Source organism: Kitasatospora sp. NBC_00240 (assembly GCF_026342405.1).
Taxonomy (GTDB): domain Bacteria; phylum Actinomycetota; class Actinomycetes; order Streptomycetales; family Streptomycetaceae; genus Kitasatospora.
Window position 1 is genome coordinate 142,276 of the sequence record NZ_JAPEMU010000001.1, and the last position, 22,270, is coordinate 164,545.

General features: G+C 74.9%; 21 protein-coding genes and 1 pseudogene. 4 read left to right on the forward strand and 18 right to left on the reverse strand.

The features are described 5' to 3' along the window. Positions 1-127 precede the first annotated feature (127 nt). Positions 128-592, reverse strand: coding sequence for a redox-sensitive transcriptional activator SoxR (gene soxR / locus OG689_RS00615; protein ID WP_266316599.1), 465 nt, complete (start codon positions 590-592; stop codon positions 128-130). A gap of 96 nt (positions 593-688) precedes the next feature. Between soxR and fdxA the strand changes: the two genes are divergently transcribed. Beyond that, complete coding sequence (gene fdxA / locus OG689_RS00620; RefSeq protein ID WP_266316600.1) at positions 689-1,012, forward strand: ferredoxin; 324 nt, start codon at positions 689-691, stop codon at positions 1,010-1,012. A gap of 181 nt (positions 1,013-1,193) precedes the next feature. Here the strand turns inward: fdxA and OG689_RS44990 are convergent. The 3 genes and pseudogenes from OG689_RS44990 to OG689_RS00630 all read right to left on the reverse strand — a co-directional run. After that, positions 1,194-1,391 (reverse strand): annotated as a pseudogene (locus OG689_RS44990) (helix-turn-helix domain-containing protein); the annotation flags it as partial. A gap of 12 nt (positions 1,392-1,403) precedes the next feature. Further along, on the reverse strand, positions 1,404-1,577 hold the full coding sequence (locus OG689_RS00625; RefSeq protein ID WP_266316602.1) for a hypothetical protein: 174 nt from the start codon (positions 1,575-1,577) through the stop codon (positions 1,404-1,406). A gap of 378 nt (positions 1,578-1,955) precedes the next feature. After that, positions 1,956-2,396: a hypothetical protein gene (locus tag OG689_RS00630; RefSeq protein WP_266316603.1), complete on the reverse strand. Its 441-nt coding sequence runs from the start codon at positions 2,394-2,396 to the stop codon at positions 1,956-1,958. Positions 2,397-2,988: 592 nt separating this feature from the next. Between OG689_RS00630 and OG689_RS00635 the strand changes: the two genes are divergently transcribed. Then, complete coding sequence (locus OG689_RS00635) at positions 2,989-3,813, forward strand: DUF4389 domain-containing protein (protein ID WP_266316605.1); 825 nt, start codon at positions 2,989-2,991, stop codon at positions 3,811-3,813. Between the two features lie 34 nt (positions 3,814-3,847). On the opposite strand, the gene OG689_RS00640 is transcribed toward OG689_RS00635, so the two are convergent. The 14 genes from OG689_RS00640 to OG689_RS00705 all read right to left on the reverse strand — a co-directional run bounded on the left by OG689_RS00640 (position 3,848) and on the right by OG689_RS00705 (position 20,442). Beyond that, positions 3,848-4,966 carry an LLM class flavin-dependent oxidoreductase gene (locus OG689_RS00640; protein WP_266316607.1) on the reverse strand — a complete coding sequence of 373 codons (1,119 nt, stop codon included), beginning with the start codon at positions 4,964-4,966 and terminating at the stop codon, positions 3,848-3,850. A gap of 84 nt (positions 4,967-5,050) precedes the next feature. Further along, a complete protein-coding gene (locus tag OG689_RS00645) occupies positions 5,051-5,596 on the reverse strand; it encodes a flavin reductase family protein (RefSeq protein WP_323189238.1) in 546 nt (181 codons plus the stop codon). 162 nt (positions 5,597-5,758) lie between these two features. Beyond that, positions 5,759-6,673, reverse strand: a complete 915-nt coding sequence (locus OG689_RS00650; protein WP_266316608.1) for an alpha/beta fold hydrolase — start codon at positions 6,671-6,673, stop codon at positions 5,759-5,761. Then, positions 6,670-7,839 (reverse strand): LLM class flavin-dependent oxidoreductase, encoded by a 1,170-nt coding sequence (locus OG689_RS00655; RefSeq protein WP_266316609.1) that lies wholly within the window; start codon positions 7,837-7,839, stop codon positions 6,670-6,672. Before OG689_RS00655 ends, OG689_RS00650 begins: the two co-directional genes overlap by 4 nt. A gap of 62 nt (positions 7,840-7,901) precedes the next feature. After that, entirely contained in the window at positions 7,902-9,167 is a 1,266-nt protein-coding gene (locus OG689_RS00660; RefSeq protein WP_266316611.1) for an acyl-CoA dehydrogenase family protein, read from the reverse strand. Then, complete coding sequence (locus tag OG689_RS00665; protein WP_266316613.1) at positions 9,167-11,563, reverse strand: molybdopterin-dependent oxidoreductase; 2,397 nt, start codon at positions 11,561-11,563, stop codon at positions 9,167-9,169. Before OG689_RS00665 ends, OG689_RS00660 begins: the two co-directional genes overlap by 1 nt. Beyond that, the gene (locus OG689_RS00670; RefSeq protein WP_266316615.1) at positions 11,560-12,651 is read right to left on the reverse strand and encodes an LLM class flavin-dependent oxidoreductase; all 1,092 of its coding nucleotides are present in this window, start codon (positions 12,649-12,651) and stop codon (positions 11,560-11,562) included. The genes OG689_RS00665 and OG689_RS00670 overlap by 4 nt, the downstream gene beginning before the upstream one ends. 84 nt (positions 12,652-12,735) lie before the next feature. Beyond that, on the reverse strand, positions 12,736-13,839 hold the full coding sequence (locus OG689_RS00675) for an ABC transporter ATP-binding protein (protein WP_266316617.1): 1,104 nt from the start codon (positions 13,837-13,839) through the stop codon (positions 12,736-12,738). Beyond that, positions 13,836-14,924: an ABC transporter ATP-binding protein gene (locus OG689_RS00680; RefSeq protein ID WP_266316618.1), complete on the reverse strand. Its 1,089-nt coding sequence runs from the start codon at positions 14,922-14,924 to the stop codon at positions 13,836-13,838. Before OG689_RS00680 ends, OG689_RS00675 begins: the two co-directional genes overlap by 4 nt. After that, positions 14,905-15,837, reverse strand: coding sequence for an ABC transporter permease (locus OG689_RS00685; RefSeq protein ID WP_266316620.1), 933 nt, complete (start codon positions 15,835-15,837; stop codon positions 14,905-14,907). Before OG689_RS00685 ends, OG689_RS00680 begins: the two co-directional genes overlap by 20 nt. Then, the gene (locus tag OG689_RS00690) at positions 15,834-16,886 is read right to left on the reverse strand and encodes an ABC transporter permease (protein ID WP_266316621.1); all 1,053 of its coding nucleotides are present in this window, start codon (positions 16,884-16,886) and stop codon (positions 15,834-15,836) included. Before OG689_RS00690 ends, OG689_RS00685 begins: the two co-directional genes overlap by 4 nt. Further along, positions 16,883-18,433: an ABC transporter substrate-binding protein gene (locus tag OG689_RS00695; protein WP_266316622.1), complete on the reverse strand. Its 1,551-nt coding sequence runs from the start codon at positions 18,431-18,433 to the stop codon at positions 16,883-16,885. Before OG689_RS00695 ends, OG689_RS00690 begins: the two co-directional genes overlap by 4 nt. A gap of 579 nt (positions 18,434-19,012) precedes the next feature. Next, positions 19,013-19,972 (reverse strand): DsbA family protein, encoded by a 960-nt coding sequence (locus OG689_RS00700; RefSeq protein WP_266316623.1) that lies wholly within the window; start codon positions 19,970-19,972, stop codon positions 19,013-19,015. Beyond that, positions 19,969-20,442, reverse strand: a complete 474-nt coding sequence (locus OG689_RS00705; RefSeq protein WP_266316625.1) for an Rrf2 family transcriptional regulator — start codon at positions 20,440-20,442, stop codon at positions 19,969-19,971. Before OG689_RS00705 ends, OG689_RS00700 begins: the two co-directional genes overlap by 4 nt. A gap of 472 nt (positions 20,443-20,914) precedes the next feature. Here OG689_RS00705 and OG689_RS00710 point away from each other — a divergent pair, with 472 nt between their 5' ends. Continuing rightward, positions 20,915-21,508: a cupin domain-containing protein gene (locus OG689_RS00710; RefSeq protein ID WP_266316626.1), complete on the forward strand. Its 594-nt coding sequence runs from the start codon at positions 20,915-20,917 to the stop codon at positions 21,506-21,508. 116 nt (positions 21,509-21,624) lie between these two features. Next, positions 21,625-22,257 carry a hypothetical protein gene (locus OG689_RS00715; protein ID WP_266316628.1) on the forward strand — a complete coding sequence of 211 codons (633 nt, stop codon included), beginning with the start codon at positions 21,625-21,627 and terminating at the stop codon, positions 22,255-22,257. Positions 22,258-22,270 lie beyond the last annotated feature (13 nt).

Consider the following 22,270-nt stretch of genomic DNA (forward strand, 5'->3'; position numbering starts at 1 on the left):
CGCTTCGGCGAGACCGGCTGTGGCCAGCGGTCGCTGCGCCAGGTGACATCTCAGCAGTGGCCGCGGACCACCCGCCGCCGCGGCCCCGGACGCCTCCCGGTCGGCGCGCCCAGCTGGGCGCCGTCGCTCACAGCCGCCGGGGCCCGGCGCCGTCCTCGGCGAGCGCATCGCCGGGGTTCAGCAGGGCGCATGCCTTCATCGAGAGACATCCGCAGCCGATGCAGCCGGTGAGTTCGGCCTCGAGGCGCTCGATGGTCTGCCGACGCTCCTCCAGCCGGTGCTTCCAGCCACGCGAGGCGCGCTGCCACTCCTGGTGACTCGGCGGACGGTCGAGCGGCACATCGGCGAACGCCTCCCGGAGGTCCTGCAACGGGATGCCGATCCGTTTGGCCACCGATACCAGGGCGACCCGGCGCAGCATGTGCCGGGGGTAGCGGCGCTGGTTGCGTTCGTCGCGCTCGGACGCGATCAGGCCGAGCTCTTCGTAGAACCGTAGCGCGGAGACCGCCGCCCCGGTCCGCGCGCTCACCTCGCCGATGCTCAGCCAGTCGTCCGGGGTGGCCCGGTCGTCGCCAGGGCGATAGTTCGTCATGCGGGGCCTCCTTGTTGACCTCAAGCTTACTTGAGGCCCTACGGTCGGCTGCGTCGGAACGGCAAGCAGCAACGACCGGAAGAGGACGGTAGTCCGATGACCTTTGTGATCGCCCTGCCCTGCGTGGACGTCAAGGACAAGGCATGCATCGACGAGTGCCCCCTCGACTGCATCTACGAGGGAGAGCGCATGGTCTACATCAACCCGGACGAATGCATCGACTGCGGCGCGTGCGAGCCGGTCTGCCCCGTCGAGGCGATCCTCTTCGAGGACGACACCCCGGAGGAGTGGAAGCACTTCACCGCCGTGAACGCCGAGTTCTTCGCGGACCTCGGCTCCCCCGGCAGCAGCGCGAAGCTCGGACCGATCGGAAGGGACCATCCGATCGTGGCGGCGCTGCCGTTTCAGGGAGCTGAGTGAGCCAGCAGATCTCGGCGCCGCACCTGGCCCCGACCGCCGACATCTGCGGCCCAACCGAGGGCACCGACGGCGTCCCGCACGTCGAGGAGACCGCCGAACGGAAGCCGAGGTCTCCCACCGCACCGACCGGCTCGGCGAGCGGAGGCCGCCTGCTGCCAGCCGGAGGCGGTGCCGGTGCCGTTCAGCGCCGGAACTGGCGCCGGTACGTCGAGGGGCTGACCCCCATCGTCACGCGGAAGTGGTGGCGGAACCCCGCCACGGTCAGGCCCACCCGGGCGGGCACCGCTTGGATCGGATGGTCCGTGGAATCCAGGAGTACGGCACCGGCCCGGATCCGCTGCTGGGTGATCCAGCGCCCGGGCGGCAGGCCGGCCGCGTCGGCGAATCGGCGTTAGAACTGCCGTACCGACAGGTGTGCGAGGTCGGCCAGTTCGTCGACGGCGAGCCGTCGGTGCAGGTGTTCCAGGGCGTACCGCATGGCGGTGCTGACCGGGTCGTCGGACGGTGCCCTGGCCACCGGATGCTCCGCGAACTGGGCTTGGCCGCCCTCGCGGTGCGAGGCCACGACATTCTGCGGGCCACCCGAGCGGCAACGTCGGCGCCGTGGTCGTTGCGGACGAGGTGCAGACAGGCGTCGATGCCGGCGGCCGTTCCGGCGGCCGTGATGACCGATCCGTGGTCGACGTAGAGCACCGAGGCGTTGACCGTCACCGCCGGATGGCGCTCCTGGAGCAGGCGGGCGTGCCGCCAGTGGGTGGTCGCCTCCTTCCCGTCCAGCAGCCCCGCGGCGGCCAGGGCGAACGCGCCGCTGCAGGTGAGAGTCGGTGGTCGGCAGGTGAGTCCGTTGCTCGGCGGGGAAGTTGTAGAACGCCAGCAGTTCGTCCTGGTCGTCGGTGATCTTCGGGGATCTTCGGGGCGGTCTTGGGCGGGACCACCATGGTTGTCACACCGCCGAGAGCCATACGACCGGTAGGTAGCGGCTGGGAGGTCGCACCGGTGGCAGCCGCAGGCCCGGATGCGGGTTCGGGCCGACGACAGCCGTCACTTCGGCCGCCGGGTAGCCGAACAGGTCGATGTCGTCGAGGACCACCGCCACCGCGGACGGCCGGGTCGGCCTCGGCTCGCATCGGCGCAGTTCCACGGCCGCGAATCCGTGCCTGTCGTGGTCGGCGCGACCCAGGCGATCCATGCTGTCCCCCCAGAGGACGAGCTCCACGCCCTCGTAGCAGGCCGAGAAGGCCCAGCCTGCCTGACAGATCCAGGTCTCGCGCACATCCGCCAGAGTCGCGACCGCCCACTGGCACTCCCGCTCGGACATGCCGAATCGCAGAACACCGGCATCCTGCGGCAGAGCGAGACCCGTCCCCGGCGACAACTCGAACATCCCAGGATGATCGCCGCACCGGGCGTACGAAGCAACGGCCCCCGTCGGGCCGGCATCCGGCGGTACCCGCGCCTGGGCGCGCTACCGGCGTTCGAGGCCCACGAATGCGCAGGCGAGCCACTTCCCCGGGAGCGCGGCCGGGACGGCCGGCCGGCGGGGAGTGCCGGGCCGACGGCTGAGGCCCCCTCGAACAACCCGGGCGGGGGAAGACCACCCGTGGCCGTGGAACCCCGTCGGTCCTCGGGAACATGTGCCGGGCAGGAGCCGGTGGAAGCGAGGCCCGACGGTCGTGCTGCTCAGGGCCCGTCCGTTGTGCCTTCTCCTGACGCCGGGGAGAGCAGGGGGACGCCGCCCCCTCACCGGGCCACCGGCCCGACGGGGCTGCCGGCAACACCGCCCGGTGTCCGGCGGCCCCGCCCGTTGCGCCCCGCCGCCCGAAACCACGCCCGCACGAGCGTGGCACCACCCGCGGCCCCACCCGCGTGTCGCCCGATCGGGCCATCCGGCGGGCGGGCGCGGCGGGCGGATGCGATCTTCGGAGCACGCGGCTCCTTCGCCGCCATCGCCTTGGACCCGACGCCTGGAGGCCCGGATGTGGGACGCTCCCCCTGCCGCTGCGCCCGCCGCGGCCGAGTTCCTGCCGACCCTGGACATGCCGGAGCCGGAGGATCAGAACCGGCTGACCGTGCTGCTGCGCCTCCTGATGCTCATCCCGCAGTTCATCGTGGTGTGGGTGCTGTCGGTGGTGGCCTTCTTCGTGAGCGTGATCGGCTGGTTCGGGGCACTCGCGCTCGGCCGGCTGCCGGACTTCGCGGCCACCTACCTGGCGGGCTTCGTCGCCTACGAGACGCGGGTGAACGCGTACGCGATGCTGACCCACGACCGGTATCCGCCGTTCGCGTTCCAGACGCCGGAGTACCCCGTGCGGGTCGGGCTGAAGCCGGGGGAGCTCAACCGGCTGGCGGTCTTCTTCCGGCTGATCCTGGCCATCCCCGCGGCGATCGTGCAGAGCGTACTGCTGACGGGGTGGTGGACGGTGTCGTTCATCAGCTGGCTGGTGGTGCTGATCCTGGGCCGGATGCCGCGGCCGCTGTTCGAGGCCAGCGCGGCGATCGTGCGCTACCGGATGCGGTTCCAGGCGTACCTGCTGATGCTCACCGCCGCCTACCCGAAGGGGCTCTTCGGCGAGGACCCGTCCACCCCCGCCGCCGCCCCGGGCGCCGTGGCCTCGGCGACCCGTCCGCTGGTGCTCAGCGGCGCGGGGCGCGGGCTGCTGGTCGTCTTCATCCTGGTGGGGATCGCCGCCTCGCTCACCTCCTCCCTGACCGGCACGTTCACCTCGGACGACGACAACGACGACCTGTCCGGGCACGTCACCGCGCCGCTGCACCCCGGACCGGTCCTGGCCGGGCGCTGAGCCGGAGCGGCCGGGTCGGGCCGGCCGGGTCGGTTCACCCCCGGTCGGCCGGGACCGCCGGGTGCTGCCAGAGCCCCCGGGCCGCGAGCAGCGGCAGGACGCCCTCGCCCACCTGGTAGGCCTCCTCCAGGTGCGGGATGCCGGAGAGGATGAACTCCCGGACGCCCACCCGGTGGTACTCCCCGATCAGGTCGGCAACCTCCTGGTGGCTGCCCACCAGTGCGGTGCCGGCGCCGCCCCGCACCAGCCCGATGCCGGCCCACAGACCCGGGTGCACCTCCAACCGGTCGGTGGCGCCGCCGTGCAGCTCCCGCATCCGCCGCTGGCCGTCCGACTCGCTTCGGGCCAGGGCGAGTTGGGTACTGCGAATCCGCTCCGGGCTCATCCCGGCGAGCAGCCGTTCGGCCTCGGCCCAGGCCTGCGCGGAGGTGTCCCTGGCGATCACGTGCAGTCGGATCCCGAACCGGGGCGTGCGGCCCCGGGCCCGGGCCAGGCCGCGGATCCACTCGATCTTCTCCCGCACCTGCGCGGGGGGCTCGCCCCAGGTGAGGTACACGTCCGCGTGCCGGGCCGCGACCGCGCCGGCCGCCGTCGAGGAGCCGCCGAAGTAGATCTCCGGCGCGGGATCCGGGCACCGGGCCAACCGGGCCTGCTCCACCCGCAGATGCTCCCCCTCGTGGTCGACGCTCTCCCCCGCCCAGAGCCGCCGGACGATCCCGAGGAACTCGTCCGCCCGGGCGTAGCGCCCCTCCTTGTCCAGGAAGTCGCCGTAGGCGCGCTGTTCGGCCGACTCGCCGCCCGTCACCACGTTGAGCAGCAGCCGGCCGTGGGACTGGCGCTGGTAGCTGGCCGCCATCTGGGCGGCCAGGGTGGGGCTCAGCTGTCCCGGGCGGAAGGCGACCAGGAACTTGAGCCGCTCGGTGACCTGGGTGAGCATGGCCGTGGTCAGCCAGGCGTCCTCGCACCAGACGCCGGTGGGGGTCAGCGCGCCGGCGAAGCCGAGCTGCTCGGCCGTCCGGGCGATCTGGCCGAGGTATTCGATGCTCGGGGGGCGGTCGGCGCCCGCCGTGCCGGGCGTCGACCCGTGGCCGCCGCCGACCACGTGGCGACTGTCGCCGGTGGTGGGCAGGAACCAGTGGAAGGTCAGGGACATGGGGACTCCTGGGACGGGCGGCGGGCGGCTGTGCGGGCCGCGTGGAGGTGCCGGGCGGTGGCTCCGGCACCGGACGGGGCCGGGTCAGCTCCGGTGGGCACCGGCGCCCGGGGCGGACGTGAACCCGCCGAAGGCGCCGTCGTGGTGCACCAGCGGGCCGACGTCCTCCCGCGCCAGGGTGTCGACGACCTCACCGACCACCATCAGGTGGTCGCCGACCTCCTGGAGCAGCACCGGACGCGCCGTCAGCCAGGCGGCGACCCCGGCCAGGACGGGCGTGCCCAGCTCGTCGGGCGTCCAGTCGGTGCCGGCGAAGCGGTCGACGCCGCTGCGGGCGAACCGGGCCGCCAGCGCCTCCTGGCCCCGGCCGAGGATGTGCACGGCGAAGCTGCCGGCCGCCCGGACGGCCGGGGCCGCCGAGGCGGTGGCCGACACGTAGAAGGACACCAGGGCCGGGTCCAGGCTGACCGAGGTGAAGGAGGTGGCGGTGAACCCGGCGGGGCCCGGCACGGTGATGACGGTGACGCCCGCGGCCTGCCGGCGCAGGGTGCGGCGCAGCCGGTCGGCCGGTAGGGGTACCGGGCCGGTCGGCCTGAGCTGGGTAACGGGGAGGTCCTGGGTGATGGTCACGGGGATTTCCTTCCGGGGAGGCGAGTCGGCGCTACGGCGGTCGGGCCTGCATCGGTCGGGCGGCGGGCTCGCGGGCGGTGCCGGGGGTGACCGGCGGGACGGGTCCGGTCCGAACCGTCCGGACGGACCGGACCCGTCCCGGCGGTGCGGGCGGAACGGACCTCAGCGGGGCGGTTCCTCGACCGTGAGCAGGCGGGGCAGGTCCGGGCCGCCGCGCAGGCGCTCCAGCCACTGGACGAGCTGCGCCGCGACGCTGCGGTGGGTGGCGTCGTTGAGCACGTCGTGCCGGCCGTCCTCGACCAGCACCAGGACGGCGGCGGGCAGGCGCGCGGCGAACTCGCGGACGGCCTGCGGCGGGGCGACGGGGTCGGCCGCGCCGTGCAGGACCAGGACGGGCAGCCGTCCGGGCGACGCCGGGGGCGGCCCGTCCTCCCCGAGCGGCGCCGGGGCCACGGCCGGCGCCGGGTTCAGCGCCGGGTTCAGGGCCGGGTTCAGGGCCGGGTTCAGGGCCGGGTTCAGCGCCGGAGCGAGCAGCGCGTCCGGGACGCGGTCCGCGAAGCGGCCCCGGCCGAACGCCGGATCGGCCGTCAGCACACCGCGGTGGGCCGGGCAGGACGTCCGGGCCGCCAGCTCCTCCTCCCAGCCGTCGGGCGCCGGGGCGCCGGCCGTCAGCGGCAGCGCGGCGAGCACCAGACCGTCCGGCCGTGTCCCGGCCTCCCGGGCGGCGGCCAGCGCCCGCAGGGCGCCGGTGTCCGACCCGGCCAGCACCACGGGTGCCGGGGCCTGCCGGGCGACGGCCGCGAAGGCCGCCGTCACGTCGGCGGGCGCCGGGTCCGGGCCGAGGCCGAGCGCGTGGACGCCGTAGCCGTCAGCGGCCAGCCGGCGGCCGAACCGCTGGTAGACGGCCGGGTTCTCGCCCCGGCCGGGGAGCAGCACCACGGTGCCGCGCCGGGCGGCGCCCTCGGCGGGCTCCCAGACGAGCGTGCCGGGCTGCGAGTCGGGGGCGGCGGCCGCCGGGGCGGGGGCGAGCGGGGCCGGGGCGGGGGCGAGCGGGGCCGGCGCGAGGTGGGCGCTCATCGGGCGCTCCCGGCGGTGACCGGGGCGGCCAGCCGGGCGGCGGCCTCGCGGGCCGCCTCGGTGCGCTCGCGCCGAGCGACCTCCTGGCGGACCAGCGGCAGCAGGTGGCGACCGTAGTCCAGCGCGTCCTCAAGCGGGTCGTAGCCGCGGATCAGCAGGGTGCTGACGCCGATGTCGACGTAGTCGAGCAGGGCCTGCGCGACCGTTTCGGGGGTGCCCACCAGCGCGGTCGAGTTGCCCGCGGCGCCGGTCGCGGCGGCCGGGGCGGTCCACAGGGCGCGGTCGTGCCGGTCGGCCTTGGCGGCGGCCGCGAGCAGCCGCTGCGAGCCGGCGTTCTGCGGCCGGGCGTCGGGCCCGACCGGGAGGATCGCACGCTTGCCCACGAAGGAGCCGCCGCCCCGGCCGCGGTTCTGGATGGTGTCCAGGATGCCGTGGGCCCGCTCCCAGGCCTCCTCCTCGGTGCGGCCCAGGATCGGCCGGAAGGAGACGCTGATCCGGGGCGGCGTGCTGCGCCCGGCGGCCTCGGCGCCGGCCCGGACGGCCGCGATCTGCTCGGCCGTCTCGGCGAGCGGCTCGCCCCAGAGCGCGAAGACGTCCGCGTGCTTGCCGCCGACCCGGTAGGCCGCCTCGGACGACCCGCCGAAGTAGAGCGGGATGCGCGGCTGCTGGACGGGCCGGACCTCGGCGTGGAAGTCCTCCAGCCGGTAGTGCGGGCCCTGGTGGTCGAACGGGCCCTCACTGGTCCAGGCCTTGGTGAGGACGTCCAGGTAGTCGTCGCTGCGGTCGTAGCGCTCGTCCTTGGGGAGGTAGTCGCCGTCCCGGCGCTGCTCGGCGTCGTGGCCCCCGGTGATGATGTGGACGGCGACCCGGCCGCCGGAGAACTGGTCCAGGGTGGCGAAGGTACGGGCCGCCAGGGTGGGGGCGACGAAGCCCGGCCGGTGCGCGACCAGCAGGCCCAGACGTTCGGTGTGGGCGGCCACGTGGGCGGCGACCTGGCTGCCGTCCGGGCTGGAGGAGCCGTAGCCGATCAGGATCCGGTCGAAGCCGGCCTCCTCGTGGGCCTTGGCGAAGCGCCGGGTGAAGTCGGGGTCGACGACCGGACCGGTGGCGGGGCGGGTCTCGGAGACGTCGGTGGTGCCGATCATGCCGATGAACTCGACGGGCATGGTGTCAGGGCCTTTCGTACGGTGGCTCGGGAGAACTCGGTGGTGACGGTGGGGTGGTGCGGTCAGGAGCGGGTGCGCAGCAGGGCTCGCTGCCCGGCGGCGAGCAGGACGGTGTCGTCCTGCGGGGTGTGGATGCGGCTGCAGAGCACGTTGCGCAGGTGGCGCTGGAGCGGGTTGTCGTAGGTGAGCGCGTTGTTGCCGATCAGGGCGACGGCCTGTTCGACCGCGCCGATCGCGGCCCGGGTGCCGAGCACCTTGGCGCCGGCGGCCTCCTCGGCGGCGGCCGGCTCGCCCGCGTCGACGGCCCGCGCCAGGGCGGTCACCAGCCGTTCGGCGCCGGCCAGCGTCACCTCGATCTCGCCGACGGCGCTCTGGAAGCGCGGCAGGCTCGCCAGCGGCGCACCGAGCGCGGTGGGGACCCGCTCGTGCAGGAAGCCGGTCAGCCATTCCAGGGCGGTCCGGGCCACGCCGAGGTAGAGGGCGGTGAGCCCGAGCGAGTTCCAGGCCCCGGCCGCCGTGTCCCGGCCGCCGTCCGCGCCGGGCCGGGCGAGACCGGCGACGTGCCCGTACGGGACACGGACGGCGTCGAGCAGCACGTCGTCGCTGCGGCTGGCGCGTAGGCCGAGGTGGTTCCAGGTCCGCTCGACGGTCAGGCCCGGAGTGTCGGAGCGGACCAGGAAGCTGCCGACACGGGGTTCGGGCTCGTCGGTGCGGGCCCAGACCAGCATCCAGCGCAGGGCCTCCGCACCGGTGGAGAAGATCTTGCGGCCGGTCAGCTCCCAGTGGTCGCCGTGGCGGCGGGCGACGGTCGCGGGCAGTCCGCCGCGTACGGGGGTACCCAGATCGGGCTCCACCCGCAACGCGTTGACCAGGGCGGGCCGCTCGGCGGACTCGGCGAGCAGCTCCGCGTACACCTCGGCGGGCCAGTGCGGGGTGCGGGCCTCGGCGGCGTGGGTGAACAGGGTCATCGCGGTGACCAGGGCCACCGCCGGGTCGCCCGCGCCGAGGGCGCCGAGGATCCGGACGGTGTCGGCGAGCCGGCTGCCGGGGCCGCCGGAGCGGGCGCCGACGGTGGCGGTGAGCAGCCCGGCCCGGTGCACGGCCTCGATGCCCCGGTAGGGGAAGGAGGCTTCGCGGTCGTGTTCCTCCGCGTGCGCGGCGAGGGCGGCGGTGACGGCCGGCAGCCCGTCGAGGTCGGGGGCGGGGAGGACCGGAAGAGCGGAGGGGATGGACGGAACGGACGGGACGGGCGGGACCAGCGAGACGGGCGGGGCGGGCGGGTGCGGGGCCCCTTGCTGGATCAGCTGCTGGGTCGGTTGCTGGGTCATCAGGGGGCTTTCGGGTCGGTGGGCGGCTCGGTGGGCGGCTCGGCGGGGGCTGCCGGTGCGGTGGGCGCGGCGGTGCGCCGGACGAAGGCGGGCGGGGTGCGGACGGTGACCGGGGGCGGCTCGCCGTCGCTCCATCGTTCGAGCTGGACCAGGGCGTGCTGGCCGACACAGCCCTGGGAGAGCCGCGAGCTGGGCAGGTCGGCGGTCAGCACGTTGGGGTTTCCGTGGGCGCAGAGCGGCGGCTCCACCCCGGGGACGGGGTCGAACCAGGCGCCGGTGGGCAGCCGGACGACCCCGGGGCGGACCCGCTCGGTGAGCCGGGCGCCGGCCAGGCAGGCACCGCGGTCGTTGAAGATCCGGACCAACTCACCCTCCCGGATGCCCCGTTCGTCGGCGTCGGTCGGGTGCAGCTCGACCGCCTCCCGGCCGGCGACCTTGGCCGCCAGGCTGACGGCACCGGTGTCGAGCTGGCTGTGCAGCCGGGTGGCCGGCTGGTTGGCGATCAGCAGCAGCGGGTGCCGTCCGGCGGCCGGCCCGCCGAGCCGCTCCTCGGGCTCCAGCCAGCTCGGGTGGCCCGGGCAGTCCGGCAGGCCCATCGCCGCGATCGTGGCCGAGGCGAGTTCGATCCGGCCGCTGGGGGTACCCAAGGGAAAGCGTCGTGGGTCCGCTCTGAACTTCTCGAACAGGGTGAACTCCGATGGCTCTGCAGGCAGTTGCCACTCCCCCGCCGACCAGAACTCGTCGAAGGCGGGCGGCTGCGCGCGGCCGGAGGCGGTCAGCTCGGCCGCCCATTCGGCGTACAGATGCTCCAGCCAGCGGCGCGGGGTGCGCCCCTCGGTGAAGCGTTCGCCGAAGCCGAGCCGCCCGGCGAGGGCGGCCAGCACGGCATGGTCGTCACGGGCCTCGCCGACCGGGTCGACGGCGCGGTGCATGGCGATCAGGTGGGTGTCGCGGCGGCCGCCGCCGAAGTCCTCGCGTTCCAGGGTGGTGGTGACGGGCAGCACGATGTCGGCGTGCCGGGCGGTGGCGGTCCAGTGCGGTTCGTGGACGATGACGGTGTCGGGGCGGGCGAAGGCGCGGCGGAGCCGGCCGAGGTCCTGGTGGTGGTGGAAGGGGTTGCCGCCGGCCCAGTGGACCAGCCGGATGTCGGGGTAGGTGTACCGGGCGCCGTCGTAGTCGAACTGCTCGCCGGGGTGCAGCAGCAGGTCGGCGATCCGGGCGCAGGGGATGAAGTCCTGGACGGGGTTGGGCTCCTGGGGCAGGAACGGCAGCCGCAGCCGCGGTCCCGTGTCGCCGACGTCGCCCATCGATCCGTAGCCGTGGCCGAAGCCGCCGCCCGGCAGGCCGATCTGGCCGAGCACGGCGGCCAGCGCCAGCCCGGCCCAGACCGGCTGCTCGCCGTACCGGGCGCGCTGCAGCGACCAGGTGACGGTGACCAGGGTGCGGGTGGCGGCCATCCGGCGGGCCAGGGCGCGGATCCGGCCCGGCTCGATCCCGCAGATCGCGGCCGCCCAGTCGGCATCCTTGACGACGCCGTCAGGCCCGCCGTGCAGGTAGTCGGCCAGGGTGTCGAAGCCGGTGGTGCAGGCGTCGAGGAAGGCGCGGTCGTGCAGCCCTTCGCTGACCAGGGTGTGGGTGAGGGCCAGCATCAGCGCGGTGTCGGTGGCCGGGGCGACCGGGTACCAGTCGGTGGCGGGCCCCTCGGGCAGGTCCTCCCGCAGCGGGCTGACCAAGGCCACCTCGACGCCACGGGCGGCGAGTTCGGCGAGGTGCCCGGGGGTACCGTGCCGGGTGACGCCGCCCGGGGTGACGTAGACGTTCTTGGCGGGGATACCGCCGAAGGCGACGATCAGGCGGCTGTGCCCGGTGATGGTGGGCCAGGAGGACGCGGCGCGCAGCACCGTCTCGGCGTCACCGACCAGGTGCGGCAGCAGCACCAGCGAGGTGCCCAGGCTGTAGGAATTCCGGGAGCCGGTGTACCCGCCGAACTGGCCTAGGAAGCGGTGCAGTTGGCTCTGCGCATGATGGAACCGCCCAGCACTGGCCCAACCGTAGGAACCGCCGAAAACCGCCCGGTTGCCGTGCTCAAGGCGGACCCGGTCGAGTTCGGCGGCCACCAGGTCCAACGCGTGCTCCCACTCCACCTCGACGAACGGCTCCGCGCCGCGCGCGGTCGAGGGCCCGGGGCCGTGCTCCAGCCAGCCCTGCCGGACCGCCGGACGGCGGACCCGGGTCGGGTGGTCGAGCGCGCCGGCCACCCCGCCGAGCAGCGGGGACGGGGAGGGGTCGGCGGGGTGCGGCAGCACCTCGACGCCGCCCCTCGCACCGGGGCGGACACCGAAGGCGCCCCAGTGCGAGGTGGTGGGCGAGGTCCGGGGTGGGAGGACGGAGGTCATGCGCTCGCCGCACCCGCGAGCACCGGGTCACCGGCGTCCACCTGGTCGCGCACCAGCGTGACCAGCTTGCCGTAGTCCCGGGCGTCCGCCAGCTGGTCGAAGCCGCGGATCAGCAGCGTGCCGACACCGAGCGCGGTGTAGTCCAGCAGGGATTCGGCGACCTGCTCGTACGAGCCCACCAGGGCCGTGGAGTTGCCGGCCGCGCCGGTGGCCTTGGCGACCGCCGTCCAGAGCCGCTTGTCGTGCAGGTCGCCCTCGGCCGCGGCCGCCAGCAGGCGCTGCGAGCCCTCCTGGGCGGAGTGGTCGAGGTTGAAGGCCTTGCGCAGGTCGCCGACCTTCTCCTTGGTGAGCCGGAGGATCTCGGCGGCGCGCTCCCAGGCGGCGGCCTCGGTCTCGGCCGGGATCGGCCGCAGGCTGACGCTGAACGCCGGGTCCCGGCCGTAGGGTTCGGCCGCCGCGCGGACCTGGCGGATCCGCTCGGCGATCCCGGCCAGCGGCTCGCCCCAGAAGGCGTAGACGTCGGCGTGCCGGCCGCCGACCCGGACGGCGTCGGCGGACGCGCCGCCGAAGTAGACCGGGATCGGCCGCTCGGGCCGGACGGCGGACAGGCCGCCCTTCACCGAGTAGAACTCGCCCTCGTGGTCGAAGGGTTCGGCCGACTCCCAGGTGCGGCGGACCACCTGGAGGAAGTCGTCGGTGCGGCGGTATCGGGTTTCCTTGTCACTGAAGTCGCCGTCCCTGGCCTGGTCCTTGTCGTCGCCGCCGGTGATCACGTGCAGGGCGACCCGGCCGGGGTGGAAGGCGTCCAGGGTGGCGTACTTGCGAGCCGCGACGGTCGGCGAGACAAAGCCCGGGCGGTGTGCGAGCAGCACGCCGAGGCGGGTGGTGTGGGTGAGCACCTGGTCAGCGACGGTGAAGCCGTCGGGGCTGGCGGAGGAGTGCGCGATCAGCACCCGGTCGAAGCCGGACTCCTCGTGGGCCAGCGCCAGTTCACGCAGGTAGCCGGGCTGGACGACGGGGCCGGTGTCCTGGGTGTCGGTCTCGCTGAACGGCTTGGTGGCGGCGAGGCCGATGAACTCGACGGGCATGACGGTACTCCAGACGTGGGTCGGTGAAGGGGGTGGTGTGACGAGGTACGGGTGGCGGCGGCCGCCGAGGGCGCGGGGCGGGCCTCAGCGTGCGTCGGCGGTGAGCCGCTCGCGCCAGTCGGCGGCGCGATGGCAGGAGACCGTGCGGCCGGGGGCGCCGTGCTCCGCCGCGGCCGGGGCCTGCCGGCAGTCGTCGGCGGCGAAGGGGCAGCGGTGCGCGAACACGCAGGCACCGGCGGCAGGTTGGAGGGTCCACTCGGGCCGGGGCTCGCGCGGGCGCAGCTGGGCGGGCGTGATCCGGTGCTCGCGGCGGACGCTGGGAGCGGAGGCGGTGAGCAGCGCGGTGTACGGGTGCAGCGGGTTGGTCAGGACGTCCTCGGCGGGCCCCTGCTCGACCAGCCGGCCGCGGTAGAGGACGGCGATCCGGTCGGCGATGCCGGCCAGCGAGCTGAGGTCGTGCGAGATGATCACGACGGCCAGGCCGAGGCTGCGGCGCAGCTCGTCCAGGAGCAGCAGGACGTGGTTGCGGTTGGAGGCGTCGAGCGCGCTGACCGGCTCGTCCGCGAGCAGCAGCCGTGGGCGGGTGACCACGGACCGGGCGAGCGAGACCCGCTGGCGCTGACCGCCGGACAGCCGGCCGGGCGTACGCTCGGCGAACTCTGCCGGCAGGCCGACGAGTTCGAGTGCCTCGCGGATCCGCTCGGCACGCTCGCCGCGCTCGGTTCCGGTGCCGACGGTGAGCGGTTCGCCGACGATCTCGCCGACCGTGAGGTCCGGGTCGAGGGAGCGCAGCGGGTCCTGGAACATGTACTGGATCCGGCCGCTGCGCCGCAACTCCCGCAGGGGGCGGCCGCGCAGGCCGGTGACCTCCTCGCCGTCGACGGTGATCCGCCCACCGACGACCGGGGCCAGGCCGACGACGGCGCGGGCCAGGGTGGTCTTCCCGGAGCCGGTCTCGCCGATGACGCCGAGGATCTCGCCCGCCCGGGCGTCCAGGGAGACATCGTCGAGGACGCGTTCGGCGGCCCGGCCGGGGCGGCGGCCGTAGGCGACGGAGAGCCCGCTGATCCGCAGCAGCGGTTCGGCGTCGGCGCTCGCCTGCCGGGCGGCCGCGGGGGCGGTGGCGGTGGCATTGGCAGTGGAGGTGGCATTGGCAGTGGCGGTGGCAGTGGCGGTGCTGGGGCTCATGCGGTCACCTCCTGGAGGGTTCGGTAGGTCAGGTCGGCGGTGCTGGTGGCGGTAGCGCCGGTGGCGAAGGCGCCGGCGAGGGCGAGTTCGTCGGCCCGGCCGCAGCGCACCCGGCGGCCGTCGGGCCGGACGGTCAGCGGGACGGGCGCGTCGGAGCAGGTGGGCGTGGCGAACGAGCAGCGGTCGGCGAAGCGGCATCCGACGGGGGCGGCGCCGGCCTCCGGCGGGCGGCCGGGGATCACCGCGAGGTCGCGGCGCTGCCAGTCGCCGATCGAGGCGACCCGGAGCAGGGCCTCGGTGTAGGGGTGGGCGGGGGCGGCGACGACCTCGGCGGTCGGCCCGTCCTCGACGATCTCGCCCGCGTAGAAGACCAGGATCCGGTCGCAGACCTCGGCGACCACCGCGAGGTCGTGGGTGACCAGCAGCAGGGCGAGTCCGCGCTCGGTCCGCAGCTTGGCGAGCAGTTCCAGCACCTCGGCCTGGACGACGGTGTCCAGTGCGGTGGTGGCCTCGTCGGCGACCAGCAGCTCTGGCTCGCCGGCCACCGCGACGGCGATCAGCACGCGTTGCAGCATGCCGCCGGACAGCTCGTGCGGGTACTGGTGGTAGACCTCCTCCGGCCGGTGCAGGCCGACCGAGGCGAACAGCTCGATCGCGCGCTCCCGGGCGGCGGCACGGTTCAGGCCGTGCCGCAGTCGCAGCGGTTCGGCCAGCTGGCGGCCGACGGTGAGGGAGGGGTTGAGGTAGGAGGCCGGGTCCTGGAAGACGGCGCCGAGGCGGGTGCCGCGCACCTGCTCCCACTGGCGTTCCGTGAGGGCGGTGAGCTCGGTGCCGGCCAGGTCGATCCGGCCGGCGGAGACGGCGACGCCGGGGGCTCCGACGCCGAGCACCGAGCGGCAGGTGAGGGTCTTGCCGCTGCCTGATTCGCCGACCAGTCCGACGGCCTCGCCGGCCCGGACGCGGAAGCTCACGTCGCGGACGGCCTCGGCGCGGCCGGCGCCGACGGTGATGTGCAGCCCGTCCACGGTCAGGACGGGTGCGCCCGGGGTGGTGGTGGCGTCCGGGTCACGCGGGGAGGGGGGCATCGGCCTGCTCCTTCGGTGCGGGCTGCTCGGACGGGCCGGCGCGGTGGGGACGTACGGCCCTGGCGGTGGCGGCGCCGCGGGCCCTGGCCGGTTCGGTCCCGGCCGCCCCGGCGTCGCGGACGGCGTCGGCGAGCAGGTTGAGCGCGCCGACGGTGAGCATGATCAGGGTGGCCGGCAGGATCGGGGCCCAGGGCTGCTGGGCGAGGAAGCCCAGGTCGCTGGCGAGCATGCCGCCCCAGGTCGGGGCCGGCGGCTGGACACCGACGCCGAGGAAGGTCAGCGAGGTGACCGTCAGCAGGGCGGTGGCCAGCGCGTGGGCGGTGGTGACGGCGACGGTCGGCAGGATCTTGGACCACAGGTGGGTCCGCAGGATCCAGCGGCGCGAGGCGCCCATCAGCTCGGCCGCCTGCACGTACTGGGCCTGGGTGAAGCCCAGTGCCGCGGCCCGGGTGACCCGGAAGAACAGCGGTGAGAGCAGCACCCCGAGGGCGAGCATCGCCTGGTGCAGGCCGTTGCCGAAGACTCCGACCGCGGCGATCGCGAAGAGCGTGAACGGCAGGGTCATCAGGGCGTCCACCGCCCGCAGCGACACCCACTCGAAGACCCGGCCGAGCCAGAGCGAGGCGATTCCCGGGACGATGCCGAGCAGCATCGCCGCCGCCACCGCCTCCACCGCGCCGGCCACCGATTCGCCGGTGCCGGCGAGCAGCCGGCTGAGCACGTCGCGTCCCAGGTAGTCGGTGCCGAGCAGGTGCGCGCCGCCGGGGGCGCCGAGCAGCTGGGCGGTGTCCTGGGCGAGCGGGTCCTGCGGGGCGAGGGCGCCGCCGAACAGGGCGAGCAGGGCGACGGCGGCGAGCACCGGCAGGGCGATCCGGGCGGTCCGCAGCCGCAGCGTGCGGCGGATCGTTCTCATGGCTGACTCCCTTGCCGGGGGCGGGCCTTGGCGGCCCGGCGGGCGGCCGGGTTGAGGGCGAGCAGGCCGGCGTCGACGGCGAGGTTGGCGATCAGCACGACGGCGACGGTGACCAGCAGGGTGCCCTGGATGACGGGGACGTCGTGCTGCTGGGCGGCCTGCAGGGAGAGCTGGGCGATGCCCGGCAGGTTGAAGATCCGCTCGGTGACCACCGCGCCGCCGATCAGCATCGGCACGCTCATCCCGAGGACGGTGACGGCCGGGCCGGCGGCGTTGCGCAGGACGTGGCCGAAGAGCACCCGCCGGGCGGGCAGGCCGCGCATCACGGCGCCGGTCACGTAGTTCTCGCGCAGCGCGCCGACCAACGAGGTGCGCAGCTGCCGGGCGATGCCGGCCGCCGCGTCCAGGCTCAGGGCGAGGGCCGGCAGGACGGCGAACCGCAGCCACTGGCCCGGGTCCTGGCCGAACGGGACGTATCCGCCGGAGGGCAGCAGCCCGGCCTGCACGGAGAGCACGGCGATCAGGCCGATGGCGATCACGAAGGCGGGCAGGGTGCCCAGCACCGAGCAGATGCCGGTGATCGCCAGGTCGAGCCGGCCGCCGTTGCTGCGGGCGGCGGCGATGCCGGCGGCGCCGCCGAGCAGGACGGCGAACAGCAGGGCGAGGCCGGCGATCGACAGGTCGACGGGCAGCGCGGCGGCGATGCTGTCGGCCACCGGCAGGGTGGTGAACCAGGAGTGGCCGAGGTCGCCGCCGAGGGCGTGCCCGAGCCAGCTGGTGAACTGCTCGGCGAGCGGCCGGTCGAGCCCGAACTCGTGGTTCATCCGGGCGATGTCGGCCGGCGTGGCGGTCTCGCCGAGGACGGCGGCGCCGGGGTTGGCCTCGGAGAGTGCGCCCAGGCCGAAGGTGATCAGGGAGGAGATCAGGAAGACGGTGGCGGTGGTCAGCAGGGCCCGGGCCGGGCCGCGCGGCGCCCGCGCGGCCCGGGCGGCGAGCACCCGGCCCCGCCCGCCCTGGCGGGCGGGCGCGGGCGCGAGGAGCGCTGTCACGGCGCGGTCACCCCCTCGAAGCGCTGGACGACGGTGAACTCGGGGATGGCGGAGACGGTCTTCTGCCGGGCCAGGATCCGCGGCACGCTGTAGAGGAAGATGTTGGGCATGGTGCGCACCGCGAGGGCCGTGGCGGCCTGGAGGTTCTTCGGGTAGTCGGGCGAGTCGAGCGGGGTCCGGGAGACCAGGTCGACGGCGGCCTTGAGCTCGGGCGGCGTGCTGCGGCCGGGGTTCATCAGCCCCTGCTCGCCGAAGAGCACCTGGAAGGCCTGCGGCGCGGAGTCGCGGCCGGCGAACTGGTCGGTGAACAGGGCCCGGGAGTGCTGGATGTAGATGATCTGGGTCGCCTGGGCGGCCGGGATGACCTCGATGGTGGTCTTGATCCCGACCTCCTTCAGCTGGGCCTGGAGCTGCTCGGGCAGGCCCTGTGCGGCGGTGGTGGTGATGGTCAGCTCCACCCCGTCCGGGTGCCCGGCCTGGGCGAGCAGTTCCTTGGCCTTGGCCGGGTCGTGCGGGAAGAGGTCGGCGGAGCCGGCGTCGTACCCGACGTAGCCCTTGGGGAAGGGCTGGTAGCTGACGTCGCCGAAGCCGAACTGCTGGGTCTTGAGCAGGGCTTCGCGGTCGATCGCGTACTTGAGGGCCTGCACCACCAGCGGGTTGTCGAAGGGTGCCTTGGTGGGGTTGATGTCGAGCACCGCGACCACCAGGGACGGGATGACCTGGACCTCCAGGCCGGCGGCCTTGGCGGCGGCCACCTGGCTGCCGGGGATCTGGGCGACGTTGTACTGGCCCGACTGCAGGGCGGCGACGACGGTGGAGGCGTCGGGCAGCGGGTAGATCTCGAAGTCGTCGAGCTTGATGCTCGACGCGTCCCAGTAGCCGGGGTTGCGCTTCAGCACGGCCTTGGCGTTCTGGGTGTAGGAGCTGAGCGTGAACGGCCCGGCGCCGACCGGGCGGGAGGCGAGGCCGGCCGCGTCCCCCTCGAAGGCCTTCGGGCTGACGATCATTCCGGTCTTGCCCGCCAGCAGGTTCGGCAGCTGGTAGTCGGCCTGGGTGAGCGTCAGCACCACGGTCTGGGGGTCGGGTGCGGCGACGTCCTTGATGTGCACCAGCTGTGGGGCGACCAGCGACTTGGGGTCGGTGCGGCCGCGGTCCAGGCTCTTCTTCACCGCGGTCGCGTCGAGCGGCGTGCCGTCGCTGAAGCTCAGGCCGTCGCGGAGCTTGAAGGTGACGGCGGTGCCGTCCGGGCTGTACGTCCAGCCGGTGGCGAGGGCGGGGACGGCGTCGCCCTTCTCGTTCAGCTTGGTGAGGCCGGCGTAGACCAGTGAGAGGTCGTGGACGTCCCAGCCCGCCGAGGAGAACACCGGGTCCCATGAAGTGGGCAGCGCCCAGCCCCACTTGACGGTGCCACCGGCCGCATCGCCGGCCGTGACGGGAGCGCCTGAGCCGCAGGCGGCGAGGGCGAGGGTCGCCGCGGTGCCCAGCGCGAGGCCGAGGAAGGAGCGTCTGGCAAGGGTCGAACGGGTGCTGCTGACGGGGGCGTTCATGATGCTGCGTCACCTTTCGGGTGCACGCCGGACCGGCCCTTGTCGGGGGCGGCCGGGCAGTGCAAGGGGCGCCGCGTCGGGGCGGGCCGACGGCGCTGGAGGGCAGGACGGGGTGTGCCGGGACAGGGCGCCCGGAATCAGGGTGTGCCGGGACGGGCCGCGGGACGGCAGAGCCGTCCGGGCCAGGAGGGGCGGACCGATGGTTGCGGGCAGGAGCCGACGGCTCTGGGAGCCCGGAACAAGGGGGTTTCGGCCCGGCACAGGGGCAACGGGCGCGGCCGGTCAGGCCTGACGGGGTGCGGCCGGGGCGACGGTCGGACCGTCGGGGGCCGTGGATCGGCAGGTGTGGTGGCGGCCGGGGGGCGCTGGGTCAGCGACAGAGAGCGCTGCTGGTGCGCCGGAAGTCCACGAAGCGGCACACCACACCGGGGTGCGTCGAAAGCATGCGCTCATCCTGTCCGGGCCGCGCCGCCCTGTCAATGGACACCAAACGGTGTCTCATTCGTCGGACCGTCAGCCCCTCCCGAACCCGCCGGTCAGGCCCGTCGGAGGCCACCGCCGCCGGCCCCGCCCACTCGCTCAGCGGCCCCGTGACCGGTCGGTGGCGAACGCCGGGTGCCGCTCCGCGTACGCCGGGTGGAGCCACAGCGGGCCGTTCCCGCTCTCCAGGCGAACGGCGCGGGTGGGCGGGCGGCGGTCCGCCGTCAGCAGGTCCAGGTCGGCGCGGGTCAGGCTCAGATGGCGCTCCAGCGCCGCGTCCGGGTCGAGCAGCCCGCCCTCGGGCCGCAGTCGCAGCTGCGGGGCGACCGCCCGTACCGCCTCCAGGTACTCCCCCAGCGGTCGCCAGCCGGGCACCACCCGACGGCCGGCCGGCCCGACGAGGAGCAGGGTCGGCAGCGCGTAGCGGTACCCGTCGCCGGCCTCCTTGGCCGCGCCCGGGTGGGGCGGCGGACCGCGCAGGCCGAGCACCTCGGGCACCGGCGCGCGCGCCTCGGCACGGTCGGCCGCCAGCCGCTCCAGCGTCCGGCGATCCGTCATGTCGGCCAGCAACGACTCCTCGTCGAGACCGGGCAGGCCGGCGACGGCGGTACGCACCCGGTCGGTGCTGTCGGCCGGCTCGCCCAGTACGAAGACGCTCTCCCGGAGCCGGCGCAGCACCGCCGCCGCCACCGCCGGGCCCTGGCGCCGCGCCGCGACGGCGGCCAGCGAGGCCGGGCGACTGCAGGCCGCCACCCGGGCGAGCCGGACGGCGTGCGGGGCGCCGGTGTGGGCGCTGATCTCCGCGACGTAGCGGGCGTACCAGGCCGTCTCGGCGGCCGGGTCGGGCGCCGGGTCGTCCTCCTCCTCGTCGAAGAGCATCCCGTAGGCCGGCCGCCAGACGGCCCGGCCCGCCAACAGGGCGCGCAGCCTGCGGAGTTTGGGTTCGGAGCCCCAGGCCCAGGGACAGAGCGGGTCGGTGTACTCCACCACCTCCAGCCCGCCGGCGGGTTCGGCGGCGGGTGGCTCGGGGGCGCCCGGCCCGGCGGAGGCGGCGGTCATACCAGGACGTCCGCCCGCTGCCGGACGGAGGGCGTGCCGGGCTGGGCCGGGCCGGGTGCGGAGCCACCGGAGGGGGCCCCGACGAGGGCGGAGACGGTGACCCGGCCGAGGATCGCGGCGGCGCTGTCCTCGACCGCGCGCCAGACGTCCGGCAGGCCCTGCGCCGGTGCGGGGTAGTCGAGTTGGTCCAGCGGTTCGCCGCGCAGGGTCATCAGCCCGCCGTCGACCGCGCGCATCACGTCGAGCAGGCTGATCTCCTCGGCGGGCCGGCCGAGCCAGTACCCGCCCTCGCAGCCGCGCTGGCTGCGCACCAGCCCGGCCCGGCGCAGGTCGCCGACGACGGACTTCAGGAAGCGGAACGGAATCTCCTGGGACGAGGCGATGCTCTCGCAGGTGAGCGGACGGGCCGTGTCGCGGGCGAGTTCGACCAGGGCCCGCGCGGCGTAGTCCGCCTTCGCGGAAATATGCATGTGCACCATTATCCCCTCTCAGGTCGCCGACACCAGGCCTTTCGGTCACGGACGGCCCTGCACCGGAGCGGCAGGAGGCGCCCTGACCAGGGCGCCGGCCGGGCGGCGACAGGCGTGAAATCCGCGCGCGGGCGTCGGCCGGGGCGGGCGGCGCAGGCATTGGACACCTCTTGACATCCTTTCGGCCACAGCCCTAGCGTCCTGTCCATGCCCCACCGTGTCCCGCTCCGCGCCGCGCACCGCGCCGACTGTCCGTCGGCGCCGTCCGCGCTCTGTCGCGCCAGCTGAAGGACACCGCCGCCCGGGCGGGCCGCCCGCCGCCCGACCCGCGCCCGCCGGCGCCCCGCCACCCGGATCCCCACCGGGCGCTGCCGACGTCCCCGATCCCGTTCGGCCCCTCAGGATGTCGCAGGTCCGCCCGCCTCAGCGCGCCCTCTCCCGCCCGCACGCCTTCTCCCGTACAAGGAACGTCATGAGCCCAGCAGCGCACCCGCACCCCGACTCCGACTCCAGCCCCGAGGCCGGTGACAGCGCCCACCCGCACAGCCACGCCGAGAGCCCGGGCGCCCGCCCCGTCACCGAGGCCGGCGCCGGGTTCCACCCGCACCTGCCCGACCGCCAGGCCCCGGCCGCCCCGCTGGCGGCCCGGCTGCACCACATCCGGGCCGGCGCACTGGACGGGGACACCGCGCAGACCGGCGGGATGCGGAGGTTCGCGGCCGTCAGCGGCCAGACGGTGGGATCGGAGAAGCTCTGGATGGGCCAGACCCATGTCGCACCCGCCACCTCGTCCTCCGACCACCACCACGGCGAGTCCGAGACCGCGATCTACGTGGTGAGCGGGCATCCGGTCTTCGTCTTCGCGGACGCCTCCGCCGGCGAGCCGGAGGAGGTGCGCCTGGAGACCGGCCCGGGTGACTACATCTTCGTCCCGCCGTTCGTCCCGCACCGCGAGGAGAACCCGGACCCGGACGTGGAGGCCGTGGTGGTGATCGCACGCAGCACCCAGGAGGCGATCGTGGTCAACCTTCCGAGCCTGTACCCCGCCGGCGGGGACGATAACTGACGCGGGGTCAGAACGGCGGCACCGCCGGCCCGACAGCGTCCGGCGCGGTAACCGGCGCGCGTGCCGGGCGCCGGAAGCGGCCCCGGCCGGGCCGGCCTCGCCGGTAGGTTGGCCGGATGAGCGAAGGACTGCCGCCGGGCGGCGTCGAGATCACCGAGGCGCAGGCGGCGGCCCGCTGGACGAAGGCCTGGACCCCGGCCGAGGTGACCGGCCGGCTCGCGGGGCTCGCCGCCCCCTGGTGCGTCGCCGGGGGCTGGGCCCTGGACGACTTCCGGGGCGGGCGGAGCCGCGCGCACAGCGACCTGGAGATCAGCGTCCCGGCCGCGCGGTTCCCGGAGCTGGTGGCCTGCCTCCCCGGGTACGACTTCGACGTGGTGGCGTCCGGGCGGCTCTGGTCGGGCCGCTCCCCCGAGCTGCTGGAGCTGACCCACCAGACCTGGCTCCGCGACCCGTCGACCGGCGAGTACCTGGTCGACGTGTTCCGTGAGCCGCACGACGGCCCGCTCTGGATCTGCCGCCGCGACCCGTCGATCCGGCTGCCGTACACCGAGGTCGTCGAGCGCTCCCCGGATGGGATCCCCTACCTCGCACCGGAGTTGGTCCTGCTCTTCAAGGCCAAGGGGGACCGCGCCAAGGACCGGCTGGACTTCACCGCCACCCTCCCCCTGCTGGACGCCACCCGCCGGGCCCGGCTGGCCGACCTGCTCGGCCGGGCACATCCGGGACACCCTTGGCTGGCGGAGCTCTGACCGGGCGGCGCAG